The sequence below is a fragment of the Synechococcus sp. CCAP 1479/9 genome, assembly GCF_019038535.1.
GTDB lineage: Bacteria > Cyanobacteriota > Cyanobacteriia > PCC-6307 > Cyanobiaceae > Cyanobium.
This window is the reverse complement of record NZ_JAFKRK010000021.1, coordinates 1-19,776: the sequence shown is the minus strand read 5'-3', so window position 1 is coordinate 19,776 and position 19,776 is coordinate 1. Positions and strand designations below refer to the sequence as shown.

General features: G+C 69.6%; 16 protein-coding genes. 6 read left to right on the top strand and 10 right to left on the bottom strand.

Features of this window, described 5'->3' with window-relative positions; genetic code table 11:
* Window positions 1–13: 13 nt before the first annotated feature.
* Entirely contained in the window at window positions 14–1,291 is a 1,278-nt protein-coding gene (locus KUG38_RS07550; RefSeq protein WP_216920360.1) for a tRNA nucleotidyltransferase/poly(A) polymerase family protein, read from the bottom strand.
* A gap of 223 nt (window positions 1,292–1,514) precedes the next feature.
* Here KUG38_RS07550 and KUG38_RS07545 point away from each other — a divergent pair, with 223 nt between their 5' ends.
* Both KUG38_RS07545 and KUG38_RS07540 read left to right on the top strand, forming a co-directional pair.
* A complete protein-coding gene (locus tag KUG38_RS07545; protein WP_216920358.1) occupies window positions 1,515–2,777 on the top strand; it encodes a hypothetical protein in 1,263 nt (420 codons plus the stop codon).
* The gene (locus KUG38_RS07540; RefSeq protein ID WP_216920356.1) at window positions 2,774–3,724 is read left to right on the top strand and encodes a glycosyltransferase; all 951 of its coding nucleotides are present in this window, start codon (window positions 2,774–2,776) and stop codon (window positions 3,722–3,724) included. Before KUG38_RS07545 ends, KUG38_RS07540 begins: the two co-directional genes overlap by 4 nt.
* Here the strand turns inward: KUG38_RS07540 and KUG38_RS07535 are convergent.
* The 6 genes from KUG38_RS07535 to KUG38_RS07510 all read right to left on the bottom strand — a co-directional run bounded on the left by KUG38_RS07535 (window position 3,708) and on the right by KUG38_RS07510 (window position 11,330).
* The gene (locus tag KUG38_RS07535) at window positions 3,708–4,571 is read right to left on the bottom strand and encodes a glycosyltransferase family 2 protein (RefSeq protein WP_216920355.1); all 864 of its coding nucleotides are present in this window, start codon (window positions 4,569–4,571) and stop codon (window positions 3,708–3,710) included. The genes KUG38_RS07540 and KUG38_RS07535 overlap by 17 nt on opposite strands.
* Window positions 4,568–6,961 (bottom strand): UvrD-helicase domain-containing protein, encoded by a 2,394-nt coding sequence (locus tag KUG38_RS07530; RefSeq protein WP_216920677.1) that lies wholly within the window; start codon window positions 6,959–6,961, stop codon window positions 4,568–4,570. The genes KUG38_RS07535 and KUG38_RS07530 overlap by 4 nt, the downstream gene beginning before the upstream one ends.
* 155 nt (window positions 6,962–7,116) lie before the next feature.
* Window positions 7,117–8,874, bottom strand: a complete 1,758-nt coding sequence (locus KUG38_RS07525; RefSeq protein WP_353617747.1) for an ABC transporter ATP-binding protein — start codon at window positions 8,872–8,874, stop codon at window positions 7,117–7,119.
* Window positions 8,875–9,015: 141 nt separating this feature from the next.
* Complete coding sequence (locus tag KUG38_RS07520; RefSeq protein WP_216920351.1) at window positions 9,016–10,047, bottom strand: glycosyltransferase; 1,032 nt, start codon at window positions 10,045–10,047, stop codon at window positions 9,016–9,018.
* A gap of 40 nt (window positions 10,048–10,087) precedes the next feature.
* On the bottom strand, window positions 10,088–10,801 hold the full coding sequence (locus KUG38_RS07515; protein WP_216920349.1) for a biliverdin-producing heme oxygenase: 714 nt from the start codon (window positions 10,799–10,801) through the stop codon (window positions 10,088–10,090).
* Between the two features lie 76 nt (window positions 10,802–10,877).
* The gene (locus tag KUG38_RS07510; protein WP_216920347.1) at window positions 10,878–11,330 is read right to left on the bottom strand and encodes a Tery_1686 family protein; all 453 of its coding nucleotides are present in this window, start codon (window positions 11,328–11,330) and stop codon (window positions 10,878–10,880) included.
* 70 nt (window positions 11,331–11,400) lie between these two features.
* Here KUG38_RS07510 and KUG38_RS07505 point away from each other — a divergent pair, with 70 nt between their 5' ends.
* The 3 genes from KUG38_RS07505 to KUG38_RS07495 all read left to right on the top strand — a co-directional run bounded on the left by KUG38_RS07505 (window position 11,401) and on the right by KUG38_RS07495 (window position 15,210).
* The gene (locus tag KUG38_RS07505) at window positions 11,401–12,831 is read left to right on the top strand and encodes an NADP-dependent isocitrate dehydrogenase (protein WP_216920345.1); all 1,431 of its coding nucleotides are present in this window, start codon (window positions 11,401–11,403) and stop codon (window positions 12,829–12,831) included.
* Between the two features lie 62 nt (window positions 12,832–12,893).
* A complete protein-coding gene (locus tag KUG38_RS07500) occupies window positions 12,894–13,790 on the top strand; it encodes an ATP-grasp fold amidoligase family protein (RefSeq protein ID WP_216920343.1) in 897 nt (298 codons plus the stop codon).
* Between the two features lie 46 nt (window positions 13,791–13,836).
* On the top strand, window positions 13,837–15,210 hold the full coding sequence (locus KUG38_RS07495) for a (Fe-S)-binding protein (RefSeq protein ID WP_216920341.1): 1,374 nt from the start codon (window positions 13,837–13,839) through the stop codon (window positions 15,208–15,210).
* On the opposite strand, the gene KUG38_RS07490 is transcribed toward KUG38_RS07495, so the two are convergent.
* Entirely contained in the window at window positions 15,192–16,580 is a 1,389-nt protein-coding gene (locus tag KUG38_RS07490; protein WP_216920339.1) for a four-carbon acid sugar kinase family protein, read from the bottom strand. The two genes, KUG38_RS07495 and KUG38_RS07490, sit on opposite strands and share 19 nt — an antisense overlap.
* A 17-nt stretch (window positions 16,581–16,597) precedes the next feature.
* On the opposite strand from KUG38_RS07490, the gene KUG38_RS07485 reads away from it, so the two are divergent.
* A complete protein-coding gene (locus KUG38_RS07485) occupies window positions 16,598–17,791 on the top strand; it encodes an FAD-binding oxidoreductase (protein ID WP_216920337.1) in 1,194 nt (397 codons plus the stop codon).
* Here KUG38_RS07485 and KUG38_RS07480 read toward each other — a convergent pair.
* Both KUG38_RS07480 and KUG38_RS07475 read right to left on the bottom strand, forming a co-directional pair.
* The gene (locus KUG38_RS07480) at window positions 17,770–18,633 is read right to left on the bottom strand and encodes an aldose epimerase family protein (protein WP_216920335.1); all 864 of its coding nucleotides are present in this window, start codon (window positions 18,631–18,633) and stop codon (window positions 17,770–17,772) included. The genes KUG38_RS07485 and KUG38_RS07480 overlap by 22 nt on opposite strands.
* Window positions 18,630–19,776 (bottom strand): SGNH hydrolase domain-containing protein (locus KUG38_RS07475; protein WP_286195776.1); only part of this gene is annotated, 1,147 nt, incomplete at its 5' end. The genes KUG38_RS07480 and KUG38_RS07475, both read right to left, overlap by 4 nt.

The window sequence follows — 19,776 nt, the reverse complement described above, 5'->3', positions numbered from 1 at the left end:
TTGGGGCGGCGGCTCAGAGCCGCTCATCCCGCAGCCGCTCCCCCCGCAGCTCCCGCAGCCGCTCCCCTAGGGCCGGTCCCGGCCGCAGGCCGGCGGCGATCAGATCGGCCGCCGACACCGGCGAGGGGAGGTGGCGCCAGCGGCACCACCAGCGCAGCAGGGGGCGCCGCGGCAGGGCCCCGCTCACCAGCGCCAGGGCGACGGCTTCGGCGGACCAGCCCGGCCGCTCCAGGAAGCCGGTCCAGGCCAGGGCCGTGGCCGGCGCCGCCTCCAGGGCCTGCCAGCTCTGCCGCAGCAGGGCCAGCTGGGCCAGCAGCCGCTGCTGGCCGTGGGGGAGCTGCAGCCGCGTCGCCACGGCGGACGCCGCGTCGCTGGGGGCCAGCAGGGCGGCCAGGGACGGCAAGCCGCAGCGCCGGGCCCAGCGAAGGCGGCGACACCAGCCGGAGTCGTTCTGCAGCGCCGGGTCCACCAGCACCAGGGCGCCCCACGCCTGCAGGCAGCCCAGGGCCACCTCCCAGGGTTCCCGCTCGAGCAGCAGTTCCAGCTCCATCCGCAGCCGCGTGCCCAGGGCCGGCGGCACCCGTCCGTCACCGGTGCCACCACAGCGGCTCTCCTCCCCCCAGGGCCAGCGGGCCAGGGTGGTGCGCAACTGCTCCAGGCTGGCGGGGGCCAGGCTGAACCCCAGCCGGGCGGCATAGCGGGCGGCGCGCACGATCCGGGTGGGGTCGTCTTCCAGACTTCTGGGGTGCAGCAGGCGCAGCTGCCGGTGGGCCAGGTCGTCCCAGCCTCCATGGGGATCGATCAGACGCAGGCCGGGGCCGGAGCTGGCGAACACCAGGGCCATCGCATTGATGCTGAAGTCGCGGCGGGCCAGGTCCTCCTCCAGGGAGCCGTCGGTCACCACGGGGTTCTCCCCGGGGGCCGGGTAGGTCTCGCGACGGGCGCTGGCCAGGTCGAGCAGGATCCCGTCGAGCTCCAGTTCGACGGTGCCGAAGGCCGGGTGGAACTGGCAGAAGCCCACCGCCGCGGCCGGGGTGTCCGCCAGCAGGGTCTCGGCGAGACGATGGGCCGCCGGGCGCGGATCGGCCGGATCGGCGCCCGGGGCCAGCTCCACCACCAGGTCGAGGTCCGGCAGGCCCCGGAGGGGATCGCGATGCACCCGATGCAGCAGCAGATCCCGCACGGCGCCGCCCACGATGGCCAGCACGCCGCAGTCCGCCGAGCGACGGAAGGCGGCCAGCAGACGGGGCGGCAAGGAGAGATCCCCGGGATCGATCGCGGAGACCGTCATCAAGGCAGGCCCATGGAGCACTGTCCAGAAGGCGCACGGTACACTCGGGCGATCGACATCGTGCGACGTCCCGATACAGAAACTTCGGGAAGGTGTCCGCCGGCAAACGCCCTTGGCCGTCGCCTCCGCCAGCCGCCCGCCCATCGCCAGGCCATGAACCGATGAGGCGATTCAGCGCCAGCGAACACAAGCGACGAAATCCCACAAGCCACACCCTAACGGCATGACTGACAGCGCCAAGAAATTCATCAAAGCGCCGCTTGGAATCTACAAAAGGATCAAGATCAAGGCCTTCATTCTGGCCGATTACCTTGCGTCCCTGGGCGAGTACTGGCTCGGTCCCAACGGGTCACGCAGCAGCCCGTCGAAGCGACTGATTCCCATTGGGAAGCCGCCTGCCGATGGCACGACGCCATCCCGGATTGCTGTCTTTGTTGCCTATTCGAAGCGGCTGACACGATCCAACAAAGCCTATCTCGAAGCGCTGAACAAGGCCGGCTTTGCGGTGCTCTACATCAACAACGAGACCACGGAGGAGGGGGACCTGAACGGCATCAGCAACCTCAGCTGGCGCGCCTTCGACAGACGCAACATCGGCCGGGACTTTGGCGGCTTCAAAGATGGCATCCTGCTGCTTCTGGAGGAGGGGCATCTGCAACGCTGCCAACTGCTCTGCATCGTGAACGACTCGATGCAGTTCATCCCGGGAAGGAATGCCGATGCCCTCGTCAGGTCGATAGAGGAGTTCGCCACCTCCGACCGGAAAGCCCTCTTCAGCCATATCAGCCATCAGATTCAGACCCACTATCAATCCTATTTTCAGATTCTCAAACCCGACGTCTTTCTCTCCAGGCCCTTCATCCGTTTCTGGAAGAAATACCTACCCTTGTCCCATCGGGGGCACTGCATCTACAACGGAGAAATTGAGCTTTCTCAGCAGGTGTACCGACGCTTCAACCCCGTCGAGACCCTTTACACCAGCGACAAGCTCCTGGAGGCCATTGAGCGGTCCAGCCCGGAAAAAACGGGAGTTCTCGCCGAGGAAGTCCTTCGGCTGATGCCCTCTCCTGCGAGGACTGCGCAGATGAAGAAGATCGGCTACTCCCTGAATCAGCTGATGGCCAAAAGCGACAAACAAGAGGCCCTCTCACGGGTTGAGCTCTACAGCGTTCCCGACCTGATTGAAAATGGCAATCCCAGCCATATCGCGGCTTTTTTGTACCCTTTCTATCTCCACTGTCCGTTTGTCAAGCACGACCTTGGAACCGCAGGCAGCTATACGATGGCTCAGGCCATCAGCCTGTTCAAGGAAGCCCTGTTGGATTCCATGGGAGAAGAACACCAGGAAGAAGTCAAGGCTCTCGCCGATGATTTTCGCGATCTCATCTACGCGCGCGGAGTGCCCCTGAGCTACAACAACAGGCTGCGCGAAGCGGCCCTGAAAGGCATCACAGGCGCCTTCGTCTACCCCTCCACCTATCAATGACCGACGGGCGGGCGCTGCAGCCGATCCATTTCATCACGATTAACTATCACTGCAGTGATTTCATCATCGGTCTGATCGAGGACACCATCGCCTCGGAAGAACCTGATCTTCACTTCATCGTCGTCAACAACTCACCCCAGGACATCGGTGTCCAGGACTGGCTGTCCTCCACACCCCATCGCCAGCGGGTGACCCTGATCGAAGCCGGTGGCAATCTCGGCTTCGGCAGCGGCTGCAATCTGGGGCTCCGCCACGTGTGGCAGACCGACAGGCGGGCGGTGGCCTGGCTGATCAACCCCGATGCCCGCCTCGATGCAGGGGCGATCGCCTACGTCAGGCAGTGCCTGTCCGACGACGATCAGATCGCCATGCTCGGCACCCGGATCCGGGACCCCCGGGGGGACGTCTGGTTCAGCCACGGCAGCTTCAACCCCTGGACCGGCCAGCTCGGCCATCGCTTCCCCGGCGACGACTGCCGCCCGCTGCCGGTCCGCACCTGGCCCACCCGCTGGATCTCCGGCTGCAGCATGCTCTTCCAGCTGGGGGTGCTGCGGGACTGCCCCCAGTTCGACCCCCGCTACTTCCTCGACTACGAGGACGCCGACATCTCCGAGCGCCACCATCGGCTGGGCTACCGGCTGCGGGTCACCCAGGCGGTGCTGGTGGAGCACCAGGTGTCAGCCATCACCCAGCGGGCCCCCCGGGCCAAGTACCAGCACGCCACCTTCAGCAAGCTCTACTTCCTGCATCGCCACGCCACGCCGCTGGCCCTGCTGCTGAACCTGCTGTATTACGCCGTCCGCCCCCTCAGCTTCTGCCTGGCCGATCCGGAACGGGCCCGGGGCCGCTGGTGGGGACTGGGGGATTACCAGCGCTGGTGCTGGTGTCGGCTCCTGCACCGACCGGAGCCGCCCCACCCGCGCACATCCTTCACCGTTTCATCCTGAGGAAGCGGCCCGCCAGGGCCCGCAGGGTGGGCCAGCGCTGGGCCGGCGGACAGTGGCGCCAGAGGATGGCGGCCACCGCCGGCAGGTAGAGGTGGGACTTGGGGTGGAAGAAGACGAACAGCAGTCCCCGCAGGCTGCCCAGGGGCAGACGTTTCTGCTCGTCGCCGAAGTCGTTGAGCACCACGACCCCCGGGGTCACGCGGGCATCGATGCCGCAGCGGACCGCCCGCATCACCCACTCGGAATCGGCGTGGTAGTGGGGCAGCCAGCGGGCGTCATAGAGGCCGACCCGGCGGAAGACCTCCTGGCGGATCAGCACGCCGTTGCCCGGCATCGCCTCGGCCTCGAGCACCTCGGCGGCCGCCAGCGCCGGATCCAGCTGGCTGGCCAGCTCGTCGTGGTGGGACAGGCGCAGGAAGCGCTCCGTCCCCCAGTCGGTGCGGGTGCCCAGGGCCCAGATCCGCCCGGGCTCGGCCAGCAGGTCGATGCGGCTGCCCAGGATGCCGCAGCCATGGCGCTGGGCCAGGGCCACCATCCGCTCCACGTAATCGGCGGGGACGACGGCATCGTCATTGATGGTGAGCACGAAGTCGGTACCGGCCGCCAGGGCCCGCCTGACGCCCCGGTTGGTGGCGCCGGCCCAGAAATCCCGGTCGCCGGCCGTCACCACCGTCACCTTGGGATGCTGCTGGCGGATCGCCGCCACGGTGCCGTCGCTGGAGTTGGCATCCACCACCACGACCCGCAGGGCGCCGTGGGTCTGGCCGGCCATGGCGGCCAGGAAGCGCAGGGTGGTCTCGCGGCGGTTGCGGGTGGGCACCACGGCGGTGACCAGCGGCATGGTCATGCCGGCTCGATCGGAGCCAGGCGCGGATCGAGGATCTTCGGCCCCATGCCTTCGAACTTCACGGCGATGGAGGTCTTCTCGCCGCTGCCGAACAGGTGCGTGACCTGGCCCTCGCCGAAGCTGCTGTGGCGCACCCGATCCCCCACGGCCCAGGCGCGGGCCGGGCTGCGGCGGCGCACCGCATTGGCGGGATCAGCAGCCGCGCCGCCGGCCGCGACCCGCTGGCTGTCGTCACGGTCCACCCGGGTGAGCCGCTCCAGCCGCTGCTCCCGCCGCAGGGCCGCACCGCCGCTGCGGGGGATGTCGCCCTGGAGCAGGGCCTCGGGCAGCTCGGAGAGGAATACCGACGGCACCGCCGGCTCCCGCATCCCGCCCCAGAGCCGCCGCTCGCTGGCATGGGAGAGGAACAGCCGCTCCTTGGCGCGGGTGATGCCCACATAGCAGAGGCGGCGCTCCTCCTCGAGGGCGGCGGGGTCCTCCAGGGAGCGGTAGCTGGGGAACAGGCCCTGCTCGAGCCCCACCAGGAAGACCACCGGAAACTCCAGCCCCTTGCTGGCATGCAGGGTCATCAGGGTGACCCGGTCGGCTTCGGTGTCCTTGCTGTCGGCGTCGCTGGCCAGGGCGGCGGAGGCCAGGAAGCCCTCGAGGGAACCCTCCTCGTTCTCCTCCTGGTACTGCAGGGCCGCATTCACCAGCTCCTGCAGGTTGCGGCGCCGCTCCTCCGATTCATCGGTGGCTTCGGCCAGCAGCTCGGCCAGGTAGCCGCTCTGCTCCATCACCCGCTGCACCAGCTCGGAGGGGGGAGCGTCCTGCAGACGGCGGCTCAGGTCGGAGATCAGCTCCTGGAACTGCAGCACCCCCCGGGCGGAGCGGCCGGCGAGGGAGCGCACCGCCTCCGGATCGCTGACCACCTCCCACAGGGGCAGCCCCAGCTGGTTGGCCGCATCGGTGAGCCGCTCGATGGTGGTCTTGCCGATGCCGCGCCTGGGCACGTTCAGCACCCGCAGCAGGCTGACGGTGTCGGCCGGGTTGACCAGCAGGCGCAGGTAGGCGAGCACATCCTTGATCTCGCGCCGGTCGTAGAAGCGCAGGCCCCCCACCACGATGTAGGGAAGGCCCCAGCGCACCAGCGACTCCTCCATGGCGCGGGACTGGGCGTTGGTGCGGTACAGCACGGCCATGTCGCCCCAGCGCAGGTCGGGATGGGCCGCCTCCAGCATCCGCATCCGGTGCACCACCGCCTCGGCCTCGGCGATCTCGTCGTCGCAACGGGTGAGGCTGATGGGCTCCCCCTCGCCGCGGGTGGGCCGCAGCACCTTGTCGATGCGCTCGCTGTTGTTGGCGATCAGGGCGTTGGCCGCCTCCAGGATCGTGGCGGTGGAGCGGTAGTTCTCCTCCAGCTTCACCATCGTGCCGGTGTCCCCGTCGAGGGAGCCGTCGCCGAACTCCTTCTGGAACCCCATCAGGATCGTGAAGTCGGCGGCCCGGAAGCTGTAGATGCTCTGGTCGGCGTCGCCCACCACGAACACGGAGCGGCCCTCCCAGTCGTCGAAGCGCTCGGGGGGATGGCCGTTGGCCACCAGCAGCTTGATCAGGTCGTACTGGGTGCGGTTGGTGTCCTGGTATTCGTCCACCAGCACGTGGCGGAAGCGGCGGTGCCAGTAGTGGCGGATCTGCTCGTTCTGCTGCAGCAGCTGCACCGGCATCAGCAGCAGGTCGTCGAAATCGAGGGCGTTGTTGGCGGCCAGGGCGCGCCGGTAGCGGCGGTAGGCCTCGGCCTCGTGCTTGCCGCGGGGGCCGGGGTGCTCCTCCTCGAGCCGCTCGGGCAGCCAGCCCTGGTTCTTGGCGCTGCTGATCGCCCAGCGCACCTTCTTCGGCTCGAAGCGCTTGGGATCGAGCTGCATCTCCTGGGTGACGATCTCCTTGACCAGGCTCTGGGCATCGCTCTCGTCATAGATGGAGAACTGGCGCGTCCAGGTGAGTCCTTCGGGGTCGCGGAACTTGTCGATGTCGAAGCGGAGCAGCCGGGCGAACAGGGCGTGGAAGGTGCCGATCCAGAGGTCCTTGATCACTTCCCGGTAGATGCGGCTGCGCAGCTGCTTCTGCTCCCGGGCCGGCAGGGTGCTCCAGGGCTGGCCGAACTGGCTCTGGGCCAGCCGCTGGGCCAGCAGCACCTCCAGGCGCTCCTTCATCTCCCGGGCGGCCTTGTTGGTGAAGGTGACCGCCAGCACCTGGGCCGGATCCACGCCGTGGTGGCCGATCAGGTGGGCGATGCGATGGGTCAGGGCCCGGGTCTTGCCGCTGCCGGCCCCGGCCACCACCAGCAACGGGCCGGTGTGGTGATCGACCGCCCGCCGCTGGGCCTCGTTCAGACCGGCCAGAAAACTCACAGGCTCCGGCATGGAACGTTGAAATTTGACCCTAGCAGCCCCTTCCCGACAGGCGCGGCGATCCCAACAGATGTGGGTCGCTCAGGGAAAGGAAACGGGGCAAGTCTGCCGATCGAAGCCATCACCATCAACCTGGAAAAACCAGGACAGCGCCATCAACCAAGGGGGCTGGAAAGGCGACGCTCGAAGGAGGCCAGGTCGTTGAAGGTTTCGGAGCGCTGCCTGAGTTGGTCGAAGGTTCCAGAGGCCTTGATGCGTCCCGCTTCGAATTCGAAGATGCAATCGGAACGCATGACGGTGGAGAGGCGATGGGCGATCACCACAAGGGTGCAGCGGCGTCCGATCACTTCAATGGCATCCATCACTTCGGATTCGGTGCGGTTGTCGAGGGCGCTGGTGGCCTCATCAAGCACCAGGAACTTGGCGTTGCGGTAGAAGGCGCGTGCCAGGGCGAGCCGTTGGCGCTGGCCACCGGACAGGCGGATGCCGTTGTCGCCGATCGGTGTGAACAGACCAAGGGGGAGCTCGGCGACGATGTCGGCCAGCTGGGCCGCCTGGAGGGCCTCCCAGACCCGCATCTGGTCGACCTCATCGACTTCCTCGGCAAAGGCGATGTTCTCGATGATGTTGCTGTTGAGCAGGTTGATCGCCTGGGGGACATAGGCGCAGTTGGCCTGCCAGGCCGGCACATCCGCGTCATCCACATCGATGCCATCGAGCTGCAGGGTGCCGGTGGTGGGACGCAGCAGACAGAGCAGCTGGTTGGCCGTTGTGGTTTTGCCGCTGCCGGTGGCACCGACAAAGGCCACACGGGAGCCCACCGGGATCGACATGGAGACGTCGCGGAGAACATCGGCATCCGTTCCTGGATAGCGATAGGAAATGCTGTTGAGACGGATCACCCGCTTGGGCATCACACCGTCGGGGGAGGGCACACCCTCGGAGCGAATCGTGAGCCGGGCCTCGGGCAGTTCGATCAGCTTGAGTGTCTCCTCCAGGTCGGGCAGACCAGCCCTCAGGGACGTGATGGCCCGGAAACTGTCCTGCAGGGGAGGGGTGAGCTTGAGGGAGGTGACCGCCACCGTGGCCAGGAACGGAATGATCTTCAGCAGCGCCCCAGGATCGGGGTTCGAAAGAAGGGGCAGCATCCCGGCCGCGAAGATCATCGTGATCCCGAGCGGTTCAATCAGCGCCCGTGGTGTTTCCGGCAGGACATCGGCCTTCCAGATGAAGGGAATGGTCTCGCGACCGGCCTGTTGATAATGACGCTCAAAGTAGGGCTCTGATCCAGTGAGCTGCACATCGAGAATCGTGCGCATGGATTCGGAAAGAATCGTATTGGTGCGCACCTCCAGCAGGATCCGCTGCCGGGCAGCAAAGCGCAGGAAGGGTGTGATGGCGGTGGAGATCAGCAGATAGCCGACAAGCAGACCCAGGATCAGAACAACGGCCAGCATTTTGCCGACGATCAGCATGCCGGCGGAGAGCAGGGCGATCACGAACACGCCACTGGCCAGCTGCAGAAGGGGCAGCACAACGATGTCGGCGACGCGCGACACGTTGATCAGCACCATGGAGGAGATATCTGACTTCGATTCACCCAGAAAATAGACATAGGGCTGCGCAATCAGCTTGCGCTGCGCCATATCGGAAAGATCACGCCAGATCGAGGCCTTCAGCCGCAGCTGGAAAGCCCGCAACATCAGCTTGGAGATCGAGGAGAACCAGGCGGCCGTCACGAAGGCCACCACCAGCACCACCACCTTGACCCGCGGATCGTCCGGAACCAGGCCTTCCCAGGGGATGGATGGGCGATTCTCACCGCCGACGACGACGGTGAACAGGCGGGCCACCAGGGCCACCACCACCAGATCGGCGACGCCGGCGAGGATCGCCAGAGGAATCAGGCGCATCAGCGCCCGCTTGCGGCGACGCGGCAATTGGGCCAGAAGTCGCACCAAACTCTTGAAGGTTTGGCTTTTGCGAAACATCTGGTCAGACTTTTGCGGGAATCGTACCCGTGCGGCCCGAGGGGCCGCCGCTGCGCCAGCCAGTCAGTTCAGTGATCGCCACATGGCCGAAAATCGGCGCCGCCACTGGTCGATCCGCACGGCCAGCACGGGGGGCGAGCGCAACGGCGACGCCCCCTCCAGCAGGTGGGTCCAGTGGGCGTCGATGGCCTCCAGGGCCGAATGCCAGCGTTCCTGCAGCATCGGCTCGCTGCAGGCCTCCAGCAGGCTGGCGAGCCGGGCCGGCGGCGGCAGCCAGGCCAGAGGGTCGGCCACCGCCGCCTGGATCCTCTCCAGGTCGTGCTCCAGGCTGCCGCAGCCGATCTGGTGACCCACCACCCCCGGATCAAGGCTGTCGGCCAGGGCATGGTTGAGGCTGCTGAACACCACACAACCGCAGGCCATCGCCTCCAGGGGCGGCAGGCCGAAACCCTCGCTCACCCCCCGACCGCGCCAGTAGTCGGCGGAGTCGTAGAGGACGACGGCCGCACTGTTGAACAGATCCACCAGATCATCCACCCAGCCGCTCTGCACCTCCACCCGCAACCCGCGCCGGCGCAGGGCCGGCACCAGCTGTGCCAGGACGTAATGGCTGCTCTTGCGCTGCTGCACGAGGACGTCGATGGGCCGGCCGCAGCCCACGGGCGCCGCCCGGTTGCCCCGCTCCAGCCACTGGGGCTGCAGCGCGTTCGGCACCAGGAACAGGGGATTGCGGGGGGCCCGGTCGCCCCAGTAGCCGAGGGTGTTGCGGCTGACCGCCAGCAGCGGCACCCCGGGCGGCAGGGAAAACCCGTAGCCGCTGCTGTGGGCGTGGTATGCCACGGGCCTGCCCCGCAGTCGCCGCAGCAGGCGGGGCACATCGAACCCCCAGCTGACGATCCAGAGGGCGTCCCCGGGCGCCTGCTCCCGGGCCAGCAGATCATCCAGGAACGGGTGATCGGCTTCCCGGTTCCGGTAGGTGACCACCTCGGTGGGGGTCAGCTGGGACGTCAGCCGAGCGGTCTGCAGTTCGACCAGCAGGCCGCCGCCGCGGAGGCGGCCGGTGGTGCCGGGGAGCAGGAAGCGGATCGGGCGCACGCGGTTCGGAGGGGCGGCGGCCGCCGCTGGCCTGGGAAACCTAGGCGGGCACGGCCTCGGTGCTGCCGGCGCGGGTGCGGCGGGTGAGGAAGCCGAACAGCACCTTGCCGATCGCCGCCACCAGATTGCCTTCCAGCTCCTGGAACATCTTCATGTTGCAGTGGAAGGCTTCGTTGGCCTCGGCCACGATCCGATCGGCCATGGCCTGGTCGATGGGCAGGCTGTCGAGGGTGGCGCGGTAGTTGGCCTTGAAGGCCTTCTCGTCGTCGATGGCGTCGAATTCGTAGAAGCGCAGGCCATCGTGCTCACCCAGGTTCATCGCCTTCTGGGCAATGTTCTTGAGGATCTGGCCGCCGGAGAGGTCGCCGATGTAGCGGGTGTAGTGGTGGCCGACCAGCAGCTCAGGGCACTCCCGGGCCACCTGGTGCAGGCGGGCCACATACTCCTGGGCGCCGGGGGTGGCGCGGATCTGCTGGCGCCAGTCGCCGCCGAAATAGAAGGTCAGATCGGCCTCGAGGGTTTCGCGGCGGTTGAGCGCGGGTGAGGCGACCGGACCGACCACCGGATGGTCAGCCAGCTTGCCGATCTCCTCCTCCATGGCGCTGTAGACGAACCACAGGTCGGCCACGAGGGTGCGATAGCTGGCCTTGTCGACGACCCCCTTGAGGAAACAGCTCACGAAGCCGGTGTTCTCGGCCATGGTGTGGGCTTTCTTCGTTCCCTCACGGAGTTGGGAAGCAAGGGCGACGGGCATGGGATCGGGGAGCTGCGCGGGCAGACGTACAAACGTAGGTGGGGCCTGCGGGGCGGCGCGGCAAGGTTGCGAAGGATTACGCGGCCCGGGTGCCGTCGGCCGACACATCGCCGAAGAGATCAAACAGCTCCCGGCACACCTGCTGCAGCACGCTGACCACCTCCTCGGAGGGGAGATGGGACCCCGAGGGCTGCCAGTCCCCCACCGTGGCCAGGCGCCAGCGCTCCGATTCGTACGTCAGGCCGCGGATCAGCACGCCCAGCAGCCGGGGCCGTTCGCCGGATCCGACCGGCGCCCTCTCCAGGCGCAGCTGGACCAGCAGCGAGCGGCACTGCAGGCGGGGGCTCCAACCGGGGAAGTGGAAGGAGAGATCCAGCGTCTCGCGCTCGTCGAAGGCCCGGGTGAGGGGATCGTCGCGCCAGGGGGTGAGGTTGGCCCGGGCGGCGGGGAAATGCAGGCGGAAGTGCCCCACCACCGCGGCGATCGCGGCGGCCAGTTCCACCGATCGGGCCTGGTCGGCCGCATTCATGCCGTTTCCCCTGAGCAGAAAGCCAATGTGTCCGAAACCTAGGCTCATCGGCGTGTTCCGTGCCGACTCAATGGCCACATACGAGAAGCTCACCGTCCCGTCCAGCGGCACGGCGATCCGATTCGAGGGCGGCCAGCCGATCGTTCCCAACGACCCGATCATTCCCTTCATCCGCGGCGACGGCACCGGCGTGGACATCTGGCCCGCCACCCAGCGGGTGCTGGACGCCGCCGTGGCCAAGGCCTACGGCGGCGAGCGCCGCATCGAGTGGTTCAAGGTCTATGCCGGCGACGAGGCCTGCGAGCTCTACGGCACCTACCAGTACCTGCCCCAGGACACCCTCACGGCGATCGAGGAGTTCGGCGTGGCGATCAAGGGCCCCCTCACCACCCCGATCGGCGGCGGCATCCGCTCGCTGAACGTGGCCCTGCGCCAGATCTTCGACCTCTACTGCTGCGTGCGGCCCTGCCGCTACTACGACGGCACCCCCAGCCCCCACAAGCGGCCCCAGGACCTGGATGTGGTGGTCTACCGGGAGAACACCGAAGACATCTACATGGGGATCGAGTGGGAGGCCACTGATCCGGTGTGCGTGGAGCTGATCGCCCACCTCAACGACACCGTGATCCCCGCCAACGGCAAGCTGGGCAAGCGCCGCATCCCCGAGGGGGCCGGCATCGGCATCAAGCCGGTGAGCAAGGCGGGCACCCAGCGCCACGTGCGCAAGGCCATCCGCCACGCCCTGGGGCTGGAGGGCGCCAAGCGCCACGTGACCCTGGTGCACAAGGGCAACATCATGAAGTTCACCGAGGGGGCCTTCCGCGACTGGGGCTACGAGCTGGCCACCACCGAGTTCCGTGACCAGTGCGTCACCGAGCGGGAGAGCTGGATTCTGGGGAACCTGGAAGAGAAGCCTGGCCTGAGCATCGAGGACAACGCCCGCCTGATCGAACCCGGCTACGACAGCCTCACCCCCGAGAAGAAGGCCGCCGTCGACGCGGAGGTGAAGGCCGTTCTCGACGCCATCGGCACCAGCCACGGCGGCGGCAAGTGGAAGTCGATGGTGATGGTCGACGACCGGATCGCCGACAGCATCTTCCAGCAGATCCAGACCCGGCCCCAGGAGTATTCGGTGCTCTGCACCCTCAACCTCAACGGCGACTACATCTCCGACGCGGCGGCGGCGGTGGTGGGGGGCCTGGGCATGGCGCCCGGCGCCAACATCGGCGACAACGCGGCGATCTTCGAGGCCACCCACGGCACCGCCCCCAAGCACGCCGGGCTCGACCGCATCAACCCGGGATCGGTGATCCTCTCCGGCGTGATGATGCTGGAGTACATGGGCTGGCAGGAAGCGGCCGACCTGATCACCCAGGGGATCAGCGCCGCGATCGCCAACAAGGAGGTCACCTACGACCTGGCCCGGCTGATGGAACCCCGCGCCGAGGCCGTGAGCTGCTCCGGCTTCGCCGAGGCCGTGGTGCGCCACTTCGGAGGCTGAAGGCCGGGGTCCCCGGATCACCGCCGCCCTAGCCTCCGCCCCAGCCGGTGATGGCAGGGTTCATGTCCGCAGTGAGCTGGAAATCCCAGGCGGCTCGGCGGCTGGTCGGGCTGCTGCCGCAACGGCAGCAGCTCATTATTCTCTACAGGCAGGTCAATGGAGCGGCTCCCGATCTGCGTCGGCCCCGGCTGCTGAGCGAGCGGATCCTGCATCGGATGCTCACGGACCGCGACCCCCTGCTGCACACCTTCTGCGACAAGATCGCCGCCAAGGAATGGATCGCGGCCCGCATCGGAGCGGACCGCACCCCCCGCACCCTGGGGGTCGGCGACAGCCTTGAGGCGCTCACGGCCCTCCCCCTGCCGGAGCGCTGGATGCTCAAGGCCAGCCACGGGAGCGGCTGGTTTCAGCTGGTGGCCGCCCCCACCCACCCCCTCGATGCGGCGGTGCTGGAGGAGGCCCGCCGCTGGCTGACCTGCGACTACGCCGACGCGTTTCAGGAATGGGGCTACAGGGGGGTGCCGCCCCGGCTGATGGCCGAGGAATTTCTCAGTTTCGCCGGCGGGCAGTGCGTCGAAATGAGCGCGTTCTGCTTCCGTGGCCGGGTCCGGGGGCTGCGGCTGTACAGGCCGGAATCCGCCCTTGTCGCCCACCGCAGCAGCCAGAAGCATCGGCCCCGCACCAAGGAGCTGTTCCTCGATGGGGACCTCCAGCCGCTGCCGCTGGTGCGGCCCCAGTTCGACCACTGGCCGGCGCTCGCCGCCACCGATCGGCAGCCGCTGGAGGACTTCCTCGCCCTGGCGGGGGAGCTCTCCGCGGCGACGAGTTTTCTGCGGGTGGACGGCTTCCTCTCCGACAGGGGTGTGCTGGTGGGGGAACTGACGCCCTACCCGGGGGCGGGAATCTGGCTGCAGATGCCACGGCCCTGGGATGCCTGGTTCGGTGCCTTCTGTGACTGAACGGCCTTTGGCGTGGGAGCCCGCGCGAGCGATCACAATGGGCCGCATGAGCCTTCCGTCCATCGCGACCAGCGGGTCCCCGGCTGCCGGGGCACCCGGGGCCGGCTTCATCGCCGCCGACCCGTGCGTCCACTGCGGCTTCTGCCTGCCCACCTGCGCCAGCTACCGGGTGCTGGGGACCGAGATGGACTCGCCCCGGGGGCGCATCCATGCCCTCAAGGCCATCGACGCCGGTGAGCTGACCCTGGATGCCACGGTCGCGAAGCACTTCGACACCTGTCTGGGCTGCTTCGCCTGCGTCACCGCCTGTCCGGCCGGCGTGCGCTACGACGAGCTGATCGAGACCATGCGGCCGCAGCTGAATGCGCCCGAGCTGCGCAGCCCCGGCCAGCGCACCTTCCGGCGGCTGCTGTTCGCCCTGCTCCCCTACCCCGGGCGGCTGCGGGCCCTGCTGGCCCCCCTGCGGGCCTACGCCGGCACGCCCCTGCAGGCCCTGGCGCGCCGCAGCGGCCTCACCCGGCTGTTCGGGCCCCAGGTCGCGGCGATGGAGACCCTGCTGCCGCCCCTGCCCGCGCAGTCCTTCCGTGACGACTGGCCCGTGCTGGTGCCGGCCGTGGGGCCCCGCCGCCACCGGGTCGGGCTGGTGCTCGGCTGCGTGCAGCGGGTCTTCGAACCGGGGGTCAACGCCGCCGCCATCCGGGTGCTGGCCGCCAACGGCATCGAGGTGGTGATCCCCCCCGACCAGGGCTGCTGTGGCGCCATGACCCACCACCAGGGGGAACTGGACCAGACCCGGGAGCTGGCGTCGGCCCTGGTGGCCAGCTTCGAGGCGGTGATCGGCCCGGGGCGGGCGGCGGGGCCCGAACCCCTCGATGCTGTGCTGGTGGCCGCCTCCGGCTGCGGCCACACCCTCAAGGCCTACGACCAGATCCTCGGCACCGTTCACCCCGTGCTGGGAAGGGTGGCCGACCTGCAGGAATTCCTCGACACGGTCGGGCTCAGCGACGGCTTCCAGGCGGGTCTGCGGCCCCTCCTCCATGACGACGGCACCCCCGCCAGTGCCGAGCGCCCCGTGCAGCTGGCGTACCACGATGCCTGCCACCAGCTCCATGGCCAGGGCCTGGCGGCCCAGCCCCGGCGCCTGCTGGGCCGGATCCCCCACGTGCGGATCCGCGAAGCCACCGAAGCCGGCGTCTGCTGCGGAAGCGCCGGCATCTACAACCTGGTGCAGCCGGAGGAGGCCGCCGAACTGGGCCGCCTCAAGGCGACCGATCTGTCCGGCACCGGCGCCGAGCTGGCCGTGAGCGCCAACATCGGCTGCACGCTCCAGATCCGCCAGGCGATGGAGGGGCAGGGGCGGCCGTTGCCGGTGCTCCATCCGATCGAGCTGCTGGATCGCAGCTACGCCGGCCCGGCCTGAGCCTCCATCCGCCGCCAGGCCTCCCACAGGGTGCCCTCGTCGCCGAGATTGCCCGGAAAGGTGAGCACGGGCAGGGGCCCCTGATGGACCCCCTGGGCGGCCAGCACCAGCGACAGGCCCGGCAGCAACTGGCCCTGGAGCTCCACCTGCTCCAGATCCAGCCCGTCGGCCAGCAGGGTGTGGGTGGTGATGCCCCCCTTGCTGATCAGGTAGCCCAGGGCGGGGGCCAGAGCGGCCGCCAGCCGCGCCATCGCCCCCGCCAGGGCCAGGCCCAGCGCCCGGCGCTCAGCGGCATGGCGGCAGCGGGCCTCACCGCGGCTGGTGTAGAGCACCGGCGTGTGGCCCACCGCCAGCACCTCCGCCAGGCGCCGAGCCCAGGCCTGCTCCAGGGAGGCCAGCAGCAGAGCCGGTTCCGGGCCCTCCAGCAGCCGCTGGACCTTGCTGACCTCCAGCTCCACCCCGACGCAGTCCGGCTCCGCCAGCAGCCGCTCCAGCTGCCGGTCGGCCAGGGGCACGTGGGAGCCCACCAGCACCAGCCCCGGCAGGGGGCCGGCGCCGCCGCGGCGGCGCAGGGACGCCAGGGCCGCCGGCGACAGCGGCTGGGGCGGCAATGAAGCCAGGGCCTGGATCAGGCTGGCGGCGCACTGGAACAGGAAGCGGCGGGGACGCCCAGCGCCGGGGGCGATCAGGGAGCGCACCGCGGCGGCCAGGGCCGCCAGCTGCTGGGTGGAGGCCCCATCCACCGCCACGCAGACATTGCGCTCCAGGCGGGCCAGGTGGCCCATGAGGGCGGGGCCGCCGGCGTCCAGCTCCCGCCAGCCGATGTGGTCCACGGCGGTGGCGGGGATGCGGCCGCCGCTCTTCTCCTCCACCCAGTCGGGCAGATGGCTGGTTCCGTAGGCGAACAGTCCGTCCCGGGCGAACGGGCTCTCGTGCACGGGCTGGCCATGGAGCCGATGCACCCCATCGACGGTGGTGCGCCCCCCCTCCAGGAACGCTGGCACCAGCAGGGTGGCGTCGAAGGGACCGAGCTCCGCGGCAATCACCTCCACCTCCAGGGGGAAGTGGCCCCGCAGGGTGGAATCGCCGCGGCTCGCCACGATCCAGCCGCCGATGCGGCCGGAGGCCGTGGCCTGGGCGAGAGCGGGCCGCAGGGCCCGGCAGATCTCCCGCACCCGGTCGGCCGCCTCGGCCGGCGCCAGGGCGCGGGTGTTGGCCAGCAGGAACAGCAGCGGCGACGGGTGGGCCAGGCCGGCGGCGAGCGTCTCAGCGTCCCAGCGCAGCAGCAACGGACAGCCGTGCACGGTCTGGGAGCCGGTGGGATCGTCGTCGATCACCACGATCTTGATCGCCTGGGCTGCCTGCGCCATGGCACCATCGTGCCGTGATGCGACCTGAGCCCAGCGAGCTGCAGGAGCTGGTGCGGGACCTGCACCGGCAGGGTTCGGCCTGGCTGCCCGCCGGCCTGGGCACCCGCCTCGACTGGGGCCCGCCCGTCGAGGAGACCTGTCCAGTGATCAGCTGCGCCGCCCTGCGGGGGGTGCGGGAGTTCAACCCCGGCGACTTCACCATCACCGTGGCCGCTGGCACACCACTGGTGGAGGTCCAGGAGATCCTTGGACACCAGGGACAGTGGTTGTCCGTGGATGCTCCCTGGGGGGACCGACAGGGCGCCGCCGCCGGCAGCATCGGCGGCCTGGTGGCCCGGGGCCTGGCGGGCGGCTACCGCCAGCGCTACCTGGGGGTGCGGGACCAGCTGATCGGCCTGGCGCTGATGCGCGCCGACGGGGTGACGGCCAGGGCCGGCGGCAAGGTGGTCAAGAACGTGGCCGGCTACGACCTGATGCGGCTGTTCACCGGCAGCTGGGGCTCCCTGGGGCTGATCACCGAGCTGACCCTGCGCACCCTGCCCCAGCCGCCCCTGCGCCGCAGTGTCTGCTTCCAGGGGGGGGCGGAGGACCTGGCCGGCCTCAGCCGCTGGCTGCTGGGCTCCAGCCTCAGCCCGGAGCGGATCGACTGGTGGAACGGCAGCCTCGCCGCCGCCGCCGGGCTGGACCCGGAGCCCCTGCTGCTGATCGGCCTGGCCAGCGTCGATGCCGCCACCCTCCAGGAGCAGGTGCGCTGCCTGCAGGAGCGCAGCACCCTCCCCGCCCGGGTGCTGGATGCCGCCACCACCGGCGCCTGGCTCGCCCACGCCCGGGGTGCCACCGCCACCGCGCCCGCCTGGCTGCTGCGCCTCGGCGTCAGCCCCGATCGGCTCGGCACCCTGATGCAGGCCCCGGCCCTGGCGGGACTGGCCGTGGACATGGCGGCCGGCAGTGGCCTCGGCCTGGCCTGGTCAGACCCGACGGAGCTCCGGCCGGCCCTGACCTCCGGCCAGGTGAGCGCCCTGCGCAGCCTCTGCAGCGAACTCGGCGGCCATCTCACCGTGCTGCGCCAGCCCCCCGGCGCCGGCCTGCCGGCCTGGCTGGATGCCCCCTCCCGCCCCCTGATCGAGGCGATCAAGCACCGTTTCGATCCCGCCGGCCAGCTGGCCCCGGGCCGGCTCCCCGGCGTCGCTCAGAGGCTCTCGACGGTGTAGCGGCAACCCAGTTCCAGGGAGTTCCCGGGGGGCACCAGCAGGCGCCGCTCCCCGGAGCTCAGGGCCCCCCGCGGGCCGCTCCAGGGCTCCAGACAGAGCATCGGCCGGGGCGGATCGCTCCACACCACCACCAGATCCATCGGCGAAGCGGGATGCAGCGTCACCGCCCGGCCGCCCGCCGGATCCACCAGCCGCACCGGGCCCTGGCCGCTGCAGAGGAAATCGACGCCCTGCTCCAGCCGGGAGAGCTGATCGGCGGTGACGGCGGGAGCCATGGTGAGGTGGTCGAAGCAGTCCGCCGGCAGGCCTTCGAGCCGGACGCGGGAGAGATCGGCGACGGCGATGTAGGGGTGCAGGCCCAGGCTGAAGGGCAGGGGATCGGTGCCGGCCTCGCCCCGGTGGCTGACCCGGGCCGTGATCGCCAGGGCCCCGGGCTGCAGCCGCAGCTCCAGCTCCAGGGCGAAGGCGAAGGGGAAATGGGGGCGGCTTTGCGGGCCGTCCTCAAGGCGCAGGGCCACGCCGCTGCCGTCGGCCAGCGGGGCGATGGACCAGGGCAGATCCCGGGCGAACCCGTGCTGGGCCAGCGGAAAGCGCCCCTGGCTCAGCACGAGCGCGTCGCCGGGCAGGTTGCCGCAGATGGGGAAGAGGACCGGGATCCCGCCCCGCACCGATTTGGCGGGGTCGGCGAAGCGCTCGGCATCGAAGTAGAGAACGTCGCTGCCGCCGCAGCACCAGCCGGTGACCAGCCCGCCGCGCTCGGGGACGAGCGTGAGCACATCGCCGCTGGCCGGATCGGTGAAGCGCCAGTGGGGGGAGTCCCCGGTGGGGGGTTGCAGGGTCATGGCGTCGAGGGGGAAAGGGTGGGCCGGGGGCTGGTGAGGCCCTGCTGCTGGAGGAAACGCTCGAACGGGGCTGCCAGGGACCGGCTGCCCGACACGCTCAGGTGGTGGGAATCGGCATAGAGCGGCGTGCCGTCGGGCCGGCGGTAGACCACCCGGCCGTCGGGGCCGACCAGGTAGGGGGTGGGGTCGAACACGTGCACGTTGGGCAGGCCGGCGGCCACCTCGGCGAGCAGCCCGCCCAGGGTCGCCCGCATCCGGGCGGTGGTGGCGGCATCGCCGGCGCAGCTGCTGCCGGCGGGGTCCTGACAGGCCACCGGCTCCCTGGCCAGGGACGGGTTGTCGACCACCAGAACCAGCTGGATCCCCCGGGACGCCAGCCGCTCGGCGTAGGCCCGCATGCCCCCCACCCAGGCCCGCCGCACCTCGGCGATGCGCAGGCGGCGCTCGCCCAGGTAGGTGGGGGCGCCGTAGCCCCGGCCCTCAAGGTCGTTGCTGGCCAGGTAGTTGTGCAGGAAGCCGGACACCAGGACGATGTCCCCAGGCTGGAGGCGCTGGAGGGAGCGCTCCATCTCGCCGGCCGAGAACTGGCGACAGGATTCGTAGCGGCCCTGCTGCCAGGTGACCGTGAGCTGCGGATCGATCAGGCAGGCGCCCATGGCGGCGAAGGTGAGGCGCTGGCCGGTGCGGGCGGTCACCGCATCCAGCATCGGCAGCAGGTGCTGGGCATGGGAGTCGCCCAGCAGGAAGATTTCCCGGGCGCCGGGGGTGCCGGGCCGGTTGCACTTGTCGAAATTCGGCCGGGTGGTGGCGTTGTAGGGCTTGCCACTGGCCACCGTGCAATCGCTGGTGATGCCGGTGCCCGGGATCAGGGGATTGAGGGCATGGACGCGCTCGCTGATCGGCACCGGATCGGCGTCCTTGCCGAGAAACAACTTGCCGCGGAACTGGTGGTGCAGGGCATCGATGCCGATCCACAGGCCCGCCACCGCCAGCACCGCCAGCAGCGTCTCCCACCACCACTTCAGCGGATAACGCCGCACCGGCTGCTCCACCAGCCCGTACGCCGCCACCGCCAGCACCACGCTCCCCGCCACCGCCACCACGTACTGCCACCACGTCTCCATCCCCCACGTCCAGCGCAGC